Here is a 15,600-nt window from a genome sequence, read left to right on the forward strand (position 1 = left end):
GCCGCTGTGGCCGGCTCGCCACGGCAGCGCATCAAAGGAGGAACTGTGGCATGACACTCAGCAGGATCACCGACGTGCCTGTCGAGGCCACATCAATTCCCGCCGTGGACCTCGGTGCGCAGCAGCGTGAGATCGACGAGGAGGTCCAGGCGGGCCTGCGCCGGGTCTTCGACACTACCGCATTCATGGACGGTCCAGACGTGAAATCCTTCGAGCGCGAGTTCGCCGCTTTCATCGAGGTCTCGGACTGCGTGGGCGTCGGCAACGGCACGGACGCGCTTGAGCTGGCACTACGGGCCGCGGGTGTGACGGCTGGGGGTGAGGTCATCCTCCCGGCGAACACCGTCCCGTCCACGACCGAGGCGGTCAGCCGCATTGGTGCCGCTCCCGTCCTCGTGGACGTCGATCCGCGGTACCTGCTGATCGATCCGGAAGCTGTCGCCGCAGCCGTCAATGGCCGGACCCAGGCCATCGTGCCGGTGCACCTCCACGGGCAGACCGCCTTCGTGGAGCAGCTCCGTCCGGAGGCGGAGAGGGTCGGCGCGGTCATCGTCGAGGACGCGTCCCAGGCCCAAGGGGCCTTCCGGCACGGGCGAATGGCCGGCAGTCTGGGGCTGGCTTCCGGGACCGGGTTCTCTCCGGGGCGTAACCTCGGGGCGGCCGGGAACGCCGGTGCCGTGCTGACCGACGACGCCGGCTTGGCGGCCCGGGTGCGCAGCGAGCACGTTGGCCCACAGCAGGACCGGCACCGTACAGTCGGCATGGACTCCCGCCTGGATTCGGTGCAGGCCGTGGTCCTACGGGCCAAACTGTCCCGCCTGGAGCGGTGGAACGGACTGCGACGGGCCGCTGCGGACCGTTACACCGAGTTGTTGCGGCCCCTGGCGGCGCTAGGGGCCGTATGGTTGCCGTCTGAGGCCCAGGGCAACTATCACGTATGGCAGTTGTATACGGTCCAAGTGGAGGACCGTGACCGCGTGCTGGCCGAGCTTCAAGAGGCCGGGATCGGGGCGGTAGCGCACTACCCCGATCCCATGCACCCGGCCGGTGCAGTCCATCAACTGGGCCTGAGGCATGGCGCTTTCCCCATTGCCGAGGCTGCGGCGGATAGGTTGCTGTCCTTGCCGATCTTCCCGCACATTACGGAGGAGCAGCAGGAGCGTGTCGTCGACGTGCTGGTCCGCTCGTTGCTCACCGTGCGGCAGTGACGCCGAGTCGTCGACCGTGAAGAAGCTTCCAGCCATCGAAACCTTTAACCGGGAGAAGGCAGTGCGATGAGGGTTTTGACGTATCCGCTTGAACTCAGCATCGGCGGGAGCCAGGTGACCGCCATCGAGCTAACTGTTGAGATGCAGCGGCCCGGGCACGCGGTGGCTGTCTATGGCCAGAGCGGCACCCTATCTGAGCGCATTCGAGAACTGGACCTGGAATTCATCGAGTCGCCGCGGGTTCGCACGCGACCGACGCCGTCTATCGTCTCGTCGCTACGGCGAGAGTTGACTCGACGCGGCACAGAAATTGTCCACGGTTATGGGTGGCCCCGACCCTTGAAGCGACACTCGCCCGCCGTGGGACCGGGGCCGTCCCCGTCTCGACGGTGTTGTCGTTGCCCGTCGCGCCCTTCATCCCGATCTACGTACCGTTATTGGTGGGAACGGATCAGACGAGGGTGGCCGAACTATCATTGGGACGTCGGTACGTCGGTCTGATGGAGCCGCCTGTCGATGCCCGGATGAACTCCCCGCACGCGAGCCTTCCCCTCCGTGCATTCTGCCGACCTTGGAACCTGGACCCGGACGCTTTCACCGTCGTGGTGGTCTCCGGGATGGCTCACGGCGCAAGACTGGAGAGGGCCATGACGGCCATCAAGACCGTTGGCCAACTCAGCCGTAAGCACCGGGTCCAGCTTGTCGTCGTCGGTGGGGGCGAAGCACTCGACACGGTCCGAAAGCGTGCGCAGCAAGTCAACGCGGAAGCCACCAGTACCGCAATCGTGGTGACCGGAGAGATGATCGATCCGAGACCGGCCTATGAGGTTTCAGATGTAACACTGAGCATGGCCAGTTCCGTCGTCCGGGCCATGGCCTTCGGCACGCCTGTCATTGTGCAGGGGACCGGGAGGTCTTCGAGCCACTGACCGCGGACACCCTGCCATTCTTCCTCCAGCAGGGGTGGGACGGGCACGGGCCAGCTCCGGCGGGAGCGTTCGCCCGCCTGTACTCGCTGCTCACGGCCCTGCTGAAGGATCCAGGTGAGCGCCGCAGGCGGGCGGAGTTGTCCCTTCGGGTGGCCCGTGAGCGCTTCAGCCTGACCGGCGCCGCCGAACGCCAATTGGACTTCTTCGAACGCGTCCAGCGCACGTCCGCCAGACCGAGTGCGCGGACTGCCTCCTCGGACGCGCTGACGGCGAGGAGGTTTCTGCGCCACCAGATGAGGAACAGGATCGATCGGTGGCCCGGCCTTGGCGCAGTTCAGGACCTCCACCGCCGGGCGACCACGGCCACCTGAGGGGAACCCGTCCGCGTTACCCACATTCGACTTCGTGCGGGGTTTCCGGTTCGGTCCGCTCCCACCCGACGGTCTAGACTGGCCCGCGGCGGTTAACCACCTCTCGGTGCGCCAACACCGGACGATCGAAGCAGGAGTGCAGATCCTTGACCGAATCCCCCGTGACACCCGCAGGGCCGACCGGACCGGCGGCACCGGCAGCAGTCATCGTCCTCGCCGCCGGCGCGGGAACGCGGATGAAGTCCAAGACCCCCAAGATCCTGCACCAGATCGGCGGGGCCTCCATGATCGGCCACGCACTCGCCGCGGCCGCCGCCCTGAATCCCCGGGAACTGGTGGCCGTGGTCCGGCACCAGCGGGACCTGGTGGCCGATCACATCCTGTCCCTGTCCGAGTCCCTGGGCACCACCCCGGTCATCGCGGACCAGGACGAGGTGCCGGGCACGGGTCGGGCCGTGCAGTGCGGGCTCGAGGCCCTCGCTGCCGCGCCGGCCGCCGGTGGCATCTCCGGAACCGTGGTCGTCACCTACGGGGACGTCCCCCTGCTGACCACCGAGCTGCTGGCCGAACTGGTGCAGACCCACGAGGCCGACTCCAACGCGGTCACCGTGCTGACCGCCCTCCTGGCGGATCCCACCGGTTACGGCCGGATCCTGCGGGACACGGACGGCTCCGTGGCCGGGATAGTGGAGCACAAGGACGCCACGGACGCCCAGCGGCAGGTCAACGAGGTCAACTCCGGCATCTACGCCTTCGACGGCGCCGTGCTGACCACCGCGCTGGCCCAGGTCACCACGGACAACGCCCAGGGCGAGATGTACCTGACCGATGTCCTGCAGATCGCCCACGCCGCCGGCGGCCGCGTCGCCGCGGTGACCACCACGGACCAGTGGCAGGTGGAGGGCGCCAACGACCGCGTCCAGCTCTCCCAGCTCGGCGCCGAGATGAACCGCCGCACCATCGAGCGCCACCAGCGCGCCGGCACCACCGTCCAGGACCCGGCCACCACGTGGATCGACTCCACCGTGACGCTGGAGCCGGACACCACCATCCTGCCCAACACCCACCTGCAGGGCTCCACGCACATCAGCGAGGACGCCGTGATCGGCCCGGACACCACGCTCGTGGACACCAGGGTCGGCATCGGCGCCACCGTGACCCGCACCCAGGCCAGCGGGGCCGTGATCGGCGACCGGGCCGGCATCGGGCCCTTCACCTACCTGCGCCCGGGCACCGTGCTGGGCGAGCAGGGCAAGATCGGGGCGTTCTACGAGACCAAGAACACGGTGATCGGCCGCGGCTCGAAGCTGTCCCACCTCGGCTATGCCGGGGACGCCGAGATCGGCGAGTACACGAACATCGGCTGCGGCAACATCACCGCCAACTATGACGGCGTGAACAAGCACCGCACCGTGATCGGCAGCCACGTGCGCACCTCCTCCAACACGGTGTTCATCGCGCCCGTCAGCGTCGGCGACGGGGCCTACACCGGCGCCGGCGCCGTGGTCCGCAAGGACGTCCCGGCCGGAGCGCTGGCCCTGACCGTGGCCCCGCAGCGCAACGCCGAGGGCTGGGTCGAGGACCGCCGCCCCGGTTCCCCCGCGGCCGAGGCCGCCGCCCAGGCCCGCCTGGGCCATCCGGACACCACGGAGACGCCCGACGCCGGCGCCTGAGCCCGGTGTCCACCTCACCTTTCCCTCCCTCCAGACCCCACCGGCCGGCCACCCCACCGAGAATCAGGACGTACACATGAACGAGATCACCCAGCACAGCGAGAAGAAGCTGGTTCTGGCCGCCGGCCGGGCACACCCCGAGCTGGCGGCGCAGGTGGCCGAGGAACTCGGCACCGAGCTGCTGCCGATGAGCGCCTACGACTTCGCCAACGGGGAGATCTACGTCCGCTCGGGGGAGTCCGTGCGCGGCAAGGACATCTTCGTGCTGCAGTCCCACCCCGCCCCGCTGAACAACCACCTCATGGAGCAGATGCTCATGCTGGACTCGTTCAAGCGCGCCTCGGCCAAGCGCATCACCGTGGTCTCGCCGTTCTACCCCTACGCCCGCCAGGACAAGAAGGGCCGGGGCCGCGAGCCCATCTCCGCCCGCCTCGTAGCGGACATGTACCGCACCGCCGGCGCCGACCGCATCATGAGCGTGGACCTGCACACCGCCCAGATCCAGGGCTTCTTCGACGGCCCGGTGGACCATCTGTTCGCCGTGCCACTGCTGAGCGACTACATCCGCACCAAGACCGAGGGCGAGGAGCTCACCGTGGTCTCCCCGGACACCGGCCGCGTGCGGGTGGCCGAGCAGTGGGCCGAGCGCCTGGGCGGCGCCCCGCTGGCCTTCGTGCACAAGTCCCGGGACCTCACCGTGCCCAACCAGGCCGTCTCCAAGCAGGTCGTCGGCCAGGTGGAGGGCCGCACCTGCGTGCTGATCGATGACATGATCGACACCGGCGGCACCATCGCCGGCGCCGTGCGCGTGCTCAAGGAGGCCGGCGCCAAGGACGTCATCATCGCCGCCACCCACGCCGTGTTCTCCGACCCGGCCGCCCAGCGCCTGGCCGAGTCCGGCGCCCGCGAGGTGGTGGTGACCAACACCCTGCCCATCCCGGCGGAGAAGCAGTTCGAGTCCCTGACCATCCTGTCCATCGCCCCGCTGATCGCCCGCGCCATCCGCGAGGTCTTCGAGGACGGTTCCGTCACGAGCCTGTTCGACGGCCACGCCTGAGCCGGCCCGCCTCCGGTCCCGCCGTCCCTCCGCGCCGCGCCTACACTACGTCCATGACGTGGATGGTGACCGGCGGGGCCGGCTATATCGGTGCGCATGTGGTGGAGGCCTTCCGGGCCGTGGGTCTGGAGACGGTGGTGGTGGACAACCTCTCCAGCGGGCACCGCGGCTTCGTGCCGGATGATGTCCCCCTGGTCGAGGCGGACCTGAACGACCGGGCCGCCCTGGAGGGGGCGTTCGCGCGGTACCCGGTGGCCGGGGTGGTGCACATCGCGGGGTACAAGTACGCCGGCGAGTCCGTCAGGCGGCCGCTGCGCGCCTACCGGGACAACGTCACCGGGATGGTGAGCCTGCTGGAGGCGATGGAGGGTGCCGGCGTGGGGAACCTGGTGTTTTCCTCCTCGGCGGCGACGTTCGGCACGCCGGAGGCCGAGCTGGTGACGGAGGCCAGTGCCACGGTGCCGGAGTCTCCCTATGGGGAGTCCAAGCTGATCGGTGAGTGGCTGCTGGCGGACCAGGGGCGGGCGGTGGGGCTGCGGCACACCTCGTTGCGCTACTTCAACGTGGTGGGCTCGGGCACGGACCGCATCGCGGACACGAGTCCGCACAATCTCTTCCCGTTGGTGTTCGAGGCGTTGGTGGCCGGCCGGACCCCGCAGATTAATGGCGGTGACTACCCGACGCCGGACGGCACGTGCGTGCGGGACTACGTCCACGTGGCCGATCTGGCGGCGGCGCATGTGGCCGCGGCGCGTCGGTTGGCGGCGGGGGAGTCCGTGGAGCCGGTCTACAACCTGGGTTCCGGGGCCGGGACGAGCGTGCGGGAGATCATGGACGCGATGGCCGCGGTGACCGGGATCGACTTCACCCCTGAAGTGCGGGATCGACGCCCGGGGGATCCGGCGCGGATCGTCGCGGACGGTTCCCTGGCCGCCCGGGACCTGGGCTGGACCATGCGGCACTCCGTGCGGGACATGGTGGCCTCGGCCTGGAGCGCCCGGCAGGCCGGAGACCGCGCAAAGAGCTGATACGGGTACCCCGACGGTTGGACCGCCGGCGTTGGGTACGGCTTCACGGATGGATTGTCAGCGGCACCGGCACCCCTGAGGACCTCGACGACCACAGCGAAGGCAGCCACCGTCACGGATCTGAACGGGGACGGGGACCTCGACATCGTCACAGCCAACACCCATGGCAATTACCCTGCCGGATCGGTGGCGACCTCGCTGACGGTGCTCCTAGGAAACGGTGAGGGTGGATACGGGGACCCGCTGAGCGTTCCGGTTGGCCTGACGCCGTTTGCCGTGCATGCGGTTGATCTCGACGCCGATGGAATCGTGGAACTGTTGACGGCAAACTGGCATTCGGGTGACGTGGCGGTTCTCCGCAACGCCACGGAGTGAGGGGTATCCGGGATCCAGCCCACGCGCGGTTTCCGTTGCGTGCGCTGGCCCCCTTACTTGCCAGTGACGCCGGGATGCTCGGCTACATCAGAGGTCGAGACCTCAGCTGTCTCGGTATTGTCATGCCGAGGGGTGGGCGCGAAAATCGGGATGATAGGCGGAACGATCAAGGGCGGCATGGTGTCCGGCGGGGCCAAGCTCATCACCAGGGGACCCACGTAGTTGGCAAAGGGCCAGCCCATACCTTCGTCAGTCGGAAGGTTCCAGTTAAACGCGCCCCGAAGCTGGGGATGACGAGTGGCCAAGGTTTTCCATGCTCTCTCGACGGCGGCATGGGTGGAGTAGTTCGCCGCGCTTGCCACGCCGACGCCGACGCCGACGCGGCTGGAGTCACCCATGGCAGCCACCCACTCGTTGACGGATTCGACGATGTAGGCCTCATCGGCCAGCCCGGGACCGTCGTAATACTGCGGACTGACTAAGTCCAGGACTCCCGCGTCCATCATTGCCTTGCAGTGCCTGACATCTGCAGGACGCCACGGAGCGGGCGGACTGGTGATCGCGAAGCTGTGGCCGTACGTGGCCTTGAGCTGCTGAGAGACCCAGATCATCTGGTCGGTGTTGGGCTGCTGCTCACCCTCGTAGGTGTTCCAATCGAGACCGTCGAATCCGCCGAGGTCGGCATGGATGCGCTTGATACTGTCCAGGAACGTCTGGGCGCGGGGCCAGGTGGACAGGTCGACGTGCTGGCGTGAGCCGCCGACGGTGAGGATCGCTGTCCGGTTCCTGCGGAACTCGGCGAGATCCTCGATGAAATGGGTAGCCGCTCCACGTCCATCTCCGACAGCGTTCCACTGGACGGCTCCGGTAGTTCCGGGAGCCCCTCCGACGGGAGTGGCGTGAAAGAGGAACACCGTGTTGTACTGCGTGGGAATCTCGGTCAGCCGGAGGGGGGAGCCCCAGGACGTCCAGTATCCGGCGACCACTCGCCGTGGAAGGGGAACCATGATGTTGCTCCTGAACTCCGGGATGCTCTGGTCGTAGGGGTAGCCCGCTGGGACGGGCTGGTGGCGAAGGTCTCCGTGGCGCCGCGGCCCCTGAACCTCATGGTCTTCAGGGTGCGGCGCCGTACGCAGGACCCCCGCCGTCCAGGCCACGCCATAGAGGAAGGAGCGTCGGGTAATCATGAGCCGGACCCTGCCGCCCTTCCTGGTCTCTCACGGATATCAGATGTCGTCGCCCTTCCCGCAGGCGATTCCGTCGCCGTTGGAGTCGAGCCCGAGTGGGTCTCCGACCGTCTCGATGCCCCGGGGGATGAGGTCCCGGACGTCATTGCAGTTGTAGAATGTGGCCATCTCCATGCCGCTCATCCCCGCGTGGCCGGCATGCTCTTTCGCAAGCCGCGGAGGGACAGGCGGCAGACAGACCCCTCCTGCGCCATAGCCCGGCACGCATCCACCGGCCATGGCCGTGTCGGACACATCGTCGGGGTCCAACCCTTTGCCCTGGTCCGAGGTCATCTTGATGCCTCCGGCCTGTTCCGGCTCGGGCTCGTTGACCTCCTGCGCTTCAGGGGCGACCGCGGCGATCGGCACGTTGGCCTCGTCGACTTCAGCATCCGGGCGTGCGTCCGGTGCCTCCACCGGAACCTGATCGGCTGTGGTTCCCGCCGTCGCCGAGGGCTCAGCGCATCCCGTCAGCAACAGCAGTATGCCTGCCATGGCGAGTGCGGCACGCTGGGTTCTCATCGGACGTTCACCATCTTGGCGACCGAGGGGACCCCGTCAGCGTCCAGGACCGTGAGCATGTACGGCCCGGGCGGGAGGAGAGCGGGATTGGACGGGACGCTGACCCGGCGGGTCTCACCTGAACCGCTGATCGGCAGGTCCACCAGCCGCGCGTTCGTATCCGTCTGGTGGGTAGCTGAGCCCACGGCCGTGAGTGAGGCGCTCACCACCTCACCGGTCACGCCCAGGTCGAAGGTGTCACCGTATCCGACGTTCCCGGCGGCCTGCGTGATGGTGGGGCGATCCCCCTTGAACAGGTATCCCGGCTCGTAGACCGAGACCTTCATCTCGAAGGAGCCGTCGGCCGGATTGGAGCCGAAGACCGCGACCCGGCCGTCCATCAGGACCAGGGAGGACGAGTGGTAGTTACGGCCGATGGGATCCTCCGCCACGGACGTCCACTCGTTGGTCGCCGGATTGTAGTTCGCCGCCCGGAGCACGTTGCCCGCGCGCGGCCCGGTGCTGCCATTGGAGGCGAGGACGGTCCGGTCCGGCAGCGTGGAGAGGTTGACGTACATCCGGCCCTCCGGCCCGGGCAGACTCGGTCCCGGCACCCAGGCGGGGGTGTCCGAGTTGAGGTTGATGAGGTCCACGCTGTTCGTAGCCCCACCGCGGTCGGTCGATCCGCCGCCGGCGATCATGAAAGTCTGGTTCTGAGCCGGCGGCAGCAGCACGGAACTGGCCTGGTCTCGCAGCTGCCGGTCACGCAGGCCCGGGACGTCTCCGCTGGTGCCGTTGCGCCAGTCGTGGATGACCGATCCCGTGGAGGACGGCGAGGAGCCGAACGTGTAGCCGCCCGTGAAGAACAGGTTGCCGTTGGCCATGAGAAAGAAGTGCGGATAGGTGCCCCAGTACCGATTGGTCTGGGTGGTCGCCGAGGCCGGCAGCCACTTCTCCGCCCTCGAGTCGAACATCTCGACGGCCGTCGAGACCTTGGCCTTTCCGTCCCGATTGTCATAGCCGCCGACCGACCAGATGTTGCCGGACTCCAGCTTCGTCAACGTCGGGTACCAGTGCCCCTCGATGGTGTCGTTCACCGCCGAGTAGCTATCATCGGCGGGATCGAAGATGTAGGACTTCTTGGACCCCACGTACCCGACGGCGTTCTTGTGCCCGGCATAGCCCTCGGTGCCACCACTGATCAGCACCCGCCCGTCCGGCAGAGTGACGTGACCGGCACAGAACATGTCGTAAGGGACGGGGATCTCCTTGTAGGTCCCGTCATCCGGGTTCCACACCGCGCTCTTGAAGGTGCCGGCGTCGAAGTCGCCGGTGTCATTGCCGGACCCCGCCAGCAACAGCACCCGGCCATCGCTCAGCAGCGTCGAGTGGATGGCCCGGGACGGCAGCGGATTGTCCTGGACCGACCACCGGCCGGTGGCCGCCAGCCCGGTCTCCGGCGGGTCGGTCGGTGACGGCGTGGTCGTCGGGGTGGGCGACGGCACGGGCGTGGTTCCGCCCGGCAGAGTCACCTGTGCACCGACGGGAGCGTTGGCCTCCAGCCACCGCTCGGAGGCACCGTGTCCGGACAGTACGTAGCCGCCGCTGGGGATGGCCATGCCCTCCTTGCGCTTGCTCACCGAGGTGATCCTGCCGTTGCTGCCGACGGCGACCTCCGTGCCCCACATATTCGCCGGGCTCTTGGTGCCGGTGTAGCGCACTAGGAAGTCGGCGGCTCGGGGGATGTTCGTCCCGTCCAGGGCGCGGCGAGCCGACCCGATCTGCAGCTCGTCGGAGGCAGGCGGAGTCGTGGGCGTCGTAGTCGGCGTGGGAGTGGGCGTGGGCGACGGAGACGTTGAGGTCCCGCCCAGCTGGACCTGCTCCCCCACCTCGGCATGCGTGGTCAGCCACGCCCCGGAGGCGTCGTGACCGGACAGCACATAACCCCCGGGCGGGATGTCCATCCCCGCCTCGTAGCGTGAGATGGCGGTGATCTTGCCGTCCCGGTCCACCGCGACCTCGATGCCGTAGGGGTTCGCGGGACTCTTGGTCCCGGTGTACCTGATGAGCTGGTCGGTGCTGCGGTAGACGTTGGTGCCGTCCAGCTTGCGGGTGGCGGTGCCGATGCGGACGTGGCCGTCCGGGACCGGTGTCGGCGTCGCAGTGGGCGTGGCGGTGGGTGTCGCCGTCGGCGTGGCCGTCGGGGTGGGGGTCGGCGACGGCGTGGCCCCGCCGAATTCCAGGGTGACGTCCGCCGCGTCGCTACGCCCGGGAGGGCCTCCCCAGGTCCGGACCCATTCCTCGTCCAGTACATGGGCCTCGATCTTGTATCCGGGGGAGTCGGGAAGCGTGTAGGTCCGGGTGCCGGGGAGCTCATAGGCTCCGTCACGGGTGGTCATCCGCTGGGAGACCTTCCACTCGCCACGCCACGTCCCATTGCTCGTACTGCCGCTGGACGGGGCGGTGGCCTCGTCGAGAAGGATTTTTCCCTCTCCGTTCTCCGGCACCTGCCGGGTGAAGTCGGGGTGGTATAACCACCATTCCACCTTGACGATGGGTCCCCTCGAGGCTTGTGTGACACGAGCGGTGGCCTCGAGTTCGACGTCGCCGCTGAGCTTCGATCCCCCAGCGGGCGCGGGCATGGTGACCGCAACGCACTGTGTACCCCACACACAAGGGGCCGCCACCGCCGAACTCACCCCGCCCATGCTGACAGTGCCGATCACGATCGCCATGGCGAGTAGCCTTCTGGACTTCTTCTTCTGCTTCACTCGGCCGCACTCCTTGATGCATCGGTGGTGGTGGTTCAATGGCGGGAATAGATGAGCCAGCGGTCATCCGGGTTGTGGGGGGACGCGGGGAACGGTTCGAAGGACAGCGAATAGGACGGGCTGCTGTCTAGAGCCTCCAGGAACACTGCCTGGAGCCCGTCCTGCTCTGCATTCCCCACACTGGATGTTCGGAGGATCACCGACTGGTAGCGCTCGTTCTTCACGGCATCCCGGACAGCGTCTTCACCGCCGTAATAGAGCTCGAAGGTGGTCTCCCACGAGACGTCGGGGATCGCCCGGGTGTGGTAGTCGATCGAGTCTGTGGCTGAGCTGATGTACAGGCCCGGCTGTGGGTCGGAACTGATCGCCTCGACCACGCCGGCCACGTTGGGCCAGCGGTACATGGAGTCCGCTCGGACGAGGGGGAACAATGCCATGATCATGATCGTGAGGACCACGGGTGTGACCATCAGCGGATAGCGGGAGACGCGCGCCAAGCTCCAGCCGATCGGCAGGGAGAGCATCAGCACGGAATAGGCGAGGTGCTTCTCGAAGGAGACGGCCTCTCCTAGGATCATCTGGCCGATGGGCAGCATCATCGAGGCCAGCACCAGGCCGAGGCCCAGGACGGGCAACCGCCACCCTCTCTCGCGGAACATCAGGAACAGTGCGAGGGCGGCGAGGAGGATGAGGAGTCCCAGGTGATCGGTGAGGAGTCCCAGGAGTTCGCCCGTTCCGGTGGGGGACAGTGCCTGACGCTCGGTGGTGGTGAATGCGAGGTCGCGGCCGATGTCCGCGCCCCAGAACATCCACACGGTGGCCAACGAAGCGACTACGGCCCCCGTGGCAATGCCCGCGCGGAGCATCCCCCTCGTGCCGAAGACCAGAGTGGCGGCCAGAACCACAGGTATGAAGACCCCAGCGGTGTACTTGGTCAGCGCGGCTAGCGTGAGCACTGCAGCCAGCAGGACCGCTGAGGGGATTCCCGAACGGGTCAACCCGACCCACAACCCCAGGGCGAGCATGGCGATGACGAGGGCGTCGAAGGTTCCAAGCCAACCCATGTAGACCACCGGGCCGGACAGCAGGAAGGTGGCCGCGGTCAGGAGGCCGCCCCGCTGGCCCCAGAGGTGCCGCGCCGTGCTGTACATCAGGAATGCCGCACTCAGGATGCACGTCAGACTGAAGACCCTGACCAGATAGAGCCCGCCCATCGAATCCAGCAGAGCGGCCAGGACCGGGTAGAGCGTGGGTAGCCCGGAGAAGAACGCGCCGGCGTCGCCCAGCGGCTGCCCGTCGAACCAGTGGGCGAGATAGGAATGACCTGCGTTGATGTACAGCGCTTCGTCGATGAAGGCGGTGTTGCGCAATCGGATCGCCAGTATCGCCACGTAGGCAACGACGATCCCCAGGAGGACCCAGTGTCTCTTGAGCCTGAGACGTCGTCTCGGACTCCGTTCCGCAAGGTCGACCTGCGTGGCCTCTGGTCGGGTCAGGGTCATGGTGCTCATGGTTTGGCTTCCTGCTCGGTTGCACGCGCGCGATGGGTGGTGCCTATGTTGGAGGGCAATTCTTCGTCGACCGTAGTGACCTGGCCGAAGCACAGCCCCTGGTCGTAGTAAGACCGGATGATCTGGGGTAGCGCCTCCACGGTCGGCGGCTTGCCGTCGTGCATGAGGAGTATGCCGCCGTCGGTCATGCCCTGAGACTGCTCGATCACCTGTTCGGCGGAGGCAGCCTCGTAGTCCTTGGAATCGACAGTCCACAGGACTTCCGTCATGCTTCGCTCCTCGGCGCCCTTCCGTATCTCTTGGTTGGTACCGCCGTAGGGCGGACGGAACAGCGTGTAGCTGTGGTCCACCAGATCGCGGTGGACCACGGTCGCCGCGTCGATGTCGTCCAGGGCCTCGTCCAATGGGATGGTCAGGAGTTCGGGGTGCGTCATCGTGTGGTTGCCTACCTGATGGCCTTCCCGGATCTGCCGCTCGACGAGTTCCGGCATCTTCTTCTCCTGCAAGCCGAGGTTGAAGAAGGCCGCTGGCACGTCGTAGTGGCCGAGGATGTCCAGCAGGTCCTTCGTGACCTGAGTGGGGCCGTCGTCGAACGTCAGCGCGACGTACCCGCTGCAGGTCGCCGGGGCGTTGAGCTCGGGGAGGTGATCGACGTCCACGGCCTGGACCGTACTTTCCGCTCGGGGGATCGGGGTGGGATGGACCGTGGTGGTACTGCTGCATCCGGTCAAGACCAGGGTGGCCAGCGCGGCGAGGGATACGGTGGTGGTGCGTTTGCGCATGGTGACTCTCTCCGGGGATATGGCGGCCTCGATGTCCGAGGCCGCCATGATCCTCAGAACTCCTCCTTGGGCCTCAGTCGTGTCAAGACGATGCCTGCCATGATGAAGGCGACACCGGAGACGATGATCCAGAACACGTCCAGGCCAGTCGCGGCAAGTGCGGTGGCTGCTACGCCTGAAGCGGCGACATTCTCTGTTGCTCCGTACATTTCTCTTCCCTCCCCTCAGGTGATCCAGACGCGCGCGTTGCGGCGCACGGCATTGAACAAGGCCCGCCAGTAGACGATGAACATGGCGTTGTCGTAGACCCACAGGGGGACGAAGAGGATGGCCGTCCGCAAAGAGGGTTTGTCCTTGAGGCGGACGGCCACGACGATGTTCTCCGCCATGAAGATGGGCAGGAGGAACCAGTACAAGGGGTTCGGTGCGACGTCCCACAGGAGCCAGCTGAGGACCAGCGCCAGAAGGGCCATCGGGAAGAGCAACGAGGAGAAGAAGGTGAAGGCCACGCCTCCCCAGGTGAGGCGGGTGATCCTGTTCCATCCGTACAGCCAGAGTGATTCCATGGCGCCCCGGTACCAGCGCAGACGCTGAATCTCGAGCATCTGGATCGTCGGCATGATGTCGGTGACCACCGGGCAACGGCTCGTGCTGGTGCAGTCCATGCCCAGATGCCTGATGGCCAGGGTCAGCTCGTAGTCCTCGGTGAGTGAGTCCTCCATGTAGACGGTGCCGGCCGCGCCGGGCAATGATTTCCCGCGCGCGGAGGCAATGGCTCGGAAGGCATGCACCGGGAACACGGCTGCGGCTCCGGATAGGACATGGACCTTGCCGCCTTGCCGTCCCATGAGCCTGGTTCCGCGGGCATACTCGATGGCCTGAGCCCGCTCGATGAAGTTCGTGGGCGTGCGGGCCACGATGCAGCCGGAGACGCCGCCCAGGTTCGGTTTGACGTCGAAAGCCCACAGGGCGTTCTTGATGAAGTCGGTGCTGAGCTCGCCGTCCGCGTCCTGAGCGAGGATGTAGTCCTCGTCCTCGAGCAACGGCATGACCAGCGCGAGCCCTTGGTTGAGAGCCCCCGCCTTCTTTGCCGTATTGCCGATGGTCTCCACCACTTGCGCGCCGGCCTCACGGGCCAGCTGGACGGTGTCATCCGTGCAGTTGTCCGCCATGACGATGACCAGAGCCGGCTGAATGGACTGAGCGAACTGACTGCGAACGGTCTTGACAATCCCCTCTTCCTCATTGTGCGCCGGGATGAGGGAAATAATCCGCGGCCCCGGTCGGTCCAGGCCGGAAAGGTCCAAGCCTGCCGCCTCGGCTGTCGCTGAGGCCGGGGTGGTGTCTTGGTCGGTGGGTGCTTTAACTGTCAGTTGCACGACGATCCTTCGTGTGAGTACTCGGTGCAGTGGTCGCAGCCGAACTTCTGCACCACTTGCTTGGCATGGGGCTCTTCTGGAAGAGCGGAGGTCTGGTTCGAGGCAATGGCCTCGGGGACGGTAGTCATGCGGCCCGCTCCTCTGTCCGGTGAGCCGTCCTGGGTGGACTGATCTCAGGGCGGTTCCGATAGATGACGCTGGACGTGAACGCGAAGCGGAGGACGAAGGCGACCGCGAGCGTGGCGGCTTGGGCCACAATGCTGTTGATCTGCAGCTGAGAGACCAGGAGCATCAGCACAGGGATCCGGAGGAGGGTCTCAATGTTGTTGAACCCGAAGCTCGCCAGCAGCCGGTGCATGAAGGGACGACTCCCGAGCCGGTCGTGGAACACCAACCGCTCATGGAGAAGGAAGTTGCTCAGGATGGTGAGCTCGGTGGCCACGATCGACGCCGCGAGGTAGTGCGCGCCGACCCCCAGCAGGGCTGCCATGATCAACAGGTTCAGCACTGCACCGAGTGCGCCGACTGACGCGAACGTGATCACCCTTCGCACCGATGGACGACGGAGGAAGCGGGAAGTGATGTCTCGAGCTGATCCTGCGGATCCTCCGACCGAGGCAGACTGCGGTCTCGGTGGGGCGACGGCGGTAGGGTTCAATGGCGGACTCCTCGATGACGGTGATTCCAGCAACCCCTGGTGATCCCGGAGTGGTACTGATCGCGGCGACTCCGGCCCGTTGACCGGCTCGGAGCCCTGCGTGATTCATCTCTGCCTTGGGTGGCGTTCCT

Annotated in this window: 15 protein-coding genes; 6 read left to right on the forward strand and 9 right to left on the reverse strand. The window is 66.8% G+C overall.

The window, feature by feature from the left end:
* The first annotated feature begins 50 nt into the window (after positions 1-50).
* From RE421_RS07450 to RE421_RS07475, 6 genes are all read left to right on the forward strand, one after another.
* A complete protein-coding gene (locus RE421_RS07450) occupies positions 51-1,208 on the forward strand; it encodes a DegT/DnrJ/EryC1/StrS family aminotransferase (RefSeq protein ID WP_309816708.1) in 1,158 nt (385 codons plus the stop codon).
* A 524-nt stretch (positions 1,209-1,732) separates the two neighbouring features.
* The gene (locus tag RE421_RS07455) at positions 1,733-2,137 is read left to right on the forward strand and encodes a glycosyltransferase (protein ID WP_309817181.1); all 405 of its coding nucleotides are present in this window, start codon (positions 1,733-1,735) and stop codon (positions 2,135-2,137) included.
* 517 nt (positions 2,138-2,654) lie between these two features.
* The gene (gene glmU / locus RE421_RS07460; protein ID WP_309816716.1) at positions 2,655-4,181 is read left to right on the forward strand and encodes a bifunctional UDP-N-acetylglucosamine diphosphorylase/glucosamine-1-phosphate N-acetyltransferase GlmU; all 1,527 of its coding nucleotides are present in this window, start codon (positions 2,655-2,657) and stop codon (positions 4,179-4,181) included.
* 76 nt (positions 4,182-4,257) lie between these two features.
* On the forward strand, positions 4,258-5,238 hold the full coding sequence (locus RE421_RS07465) for a ribose-phosphate diphosphokinase (RefSeq protein ID WP_309816719.1): 981 nt from the start codon (positions 4,258-4,260) through the stop codon (positions 5,236-5,238).
* Between the two features lie 53 nt (positions 5,239-5,291).
* Complete coding sequence (gene galE / locus RE421_RS07470; protein WP_309816722.1) at positions 5,292-6,266, forward strand: UDP-glucose 4-epimerase GalE; 975 nt, start codon at positions 5,292-5,294, stop codon at positions 6,264-6,266.
* Positions 6,267-6,320: 54 nt separating this feature from the next.
* Positions 6,321-6,641 carry a VCBS repeat-containing protein gene (locus RE421_RS07475; RefSeq protein WP_309816726.1) on the forward strand — a complete coding sequence of 107 codons (321 nt, stop codon included), beginning with the start codon at positions 6,321-6,323 and terminating at the stop codon, positions 6,639-6,641.
* A gap of 53 nt (positions 6,642-6,694) precedes the next feature.
* On the opposite strand, the gene RE421_RS07480 is transcribed toward RE421_RS07475, so the two are convergent.
* The 9 genes from RE421_RS07480 to RE421_RS07520 all read right to left on the reverse strand — a co-directional run bounded on the left by RE421_RS07480 (position 6,695) and on the right by RE421_RS07520 (position 15,364).
* The gene (locus RE421_RS07480) at positions 6,695-7,828 is read right to left on the reverse strand and encodes a glycosyl hydrolase family 18 protein (RefSeq protein ID WP_309816729.1); all 1,134 of its coding nucleotides are present in this window, start codon (positions 7,826-7,828) and stop codon (positions 6,695-6,697) included.
* 39 nt (positions 7,829-7,867) lie between these two features.
* On the reverse strand, positions 7,868-8,389 hold the full coding sequence (locus RE421_RS07485; protein WP_309816731.1) for a hypothetical protein: 522 nt from the start codon (positions 8,387-8,389) through the stop codon (positions 7,868-7,870).
* Complete coding sequence (locus RE421_RS07490) at positions 8,386-10,767, reverse strand: galactose oxidase early set domain-containing protein (RefSeq protein ID WP_309816734.1); 2,382 nt, start codon at positions 10,765-10,767, stop codon at positions 8,386-8,388. The genes RE421_RS07485 and RE421_RS07490 overlap by 4 nt, the downstream gene beginning before the upstream one ends.
* A gap of 407 nt (positions 10,768-11,174) precedes the next feature.
* The gene (locus tag RE421_RS07495; RefSeq protein WP_309816737.1) at positions 11,175-12,650 is read right to left on the reverse strand and encodes a hypothetical protein; all 1,476 of its coding nucleotides are present in this window, start codon (positions 12,648-12,650) and stop codon (positions 11,175-11,177) included.
* Entirely contained in the window at positions 12,647-13,480 is an 834-nt protein-coding gene (locus RE421_RS07500; RefSeq protein ID WP_309816739.1) for a polysaccharide deacetylase family protein, read from the reverse strand. The genes RE421_RS07495 and RE421_RS07500 overlap by 4 nt, the downstream gene beginning before the upstream one ends.
* A gap of 5 nt (positions 13,481-13,485) precedes the next feature.
* Complete coding sequence (locus RE421_RS07505; RefSeq protein WP_309816741.1) at positions 13,486-13,641, reverse strand: hypothetical protein; 156 nt, start codon at positions 13,639-13,641, stop codon at positions 13,486-13,488.
* 15 nt (positions 13,642-13,656) lie between these two features.
* Positions 13,657-14,811, reverse strand: a complete 1,155-nt coding sequence (locus RE421_RS07510; RefSeq protein ID WP_309816744.1) for a glycosyltransferase family 2 protein — start codon at positions 14,809-14,811, stop codon at positions 13,657-13,659.
* On the reverse strand, positions 14,802-14,939 hold the full coding sequence (locus tag RE421_RS07515) for a hypothetical protein (protein WP_309816747.1): 138 nt from the start codon (positions 14,937-14,939) through the stop codon (positions 14,802-14,804). Before RE421_RS07515 ends, RE421_RS07510 begins: the two co-directional genes overlap by 10 nt.
* Complete coding sequence (locus RE421_RS07520) at positions 14,936-15,364, reverse strand: GtrA family protein (protein WP_309816749.1); 429 nt, start codon at positions 15,362-15,364, stop codon at positions 14,936-14,938. The genes RE421_RS07515 and RE421_RS07520 overlap by 4 nt, the downstream gene beginning before the upstream one ends.
* Positions 15,365-15,600 lie beyond the last annotated feature (236 nt).

Source organism: Citricoccus sp. I39-566 (assembly GCF_031432995.1).
In the GTDB taxonomy this organism is placed as follows: domain Bacteria; phylum Actinomycetota; class Actinomycetes; order Actinomycetales; family Micrococcaceae; genus Citricoccus; species Citricoccus nitrophenolicus_A.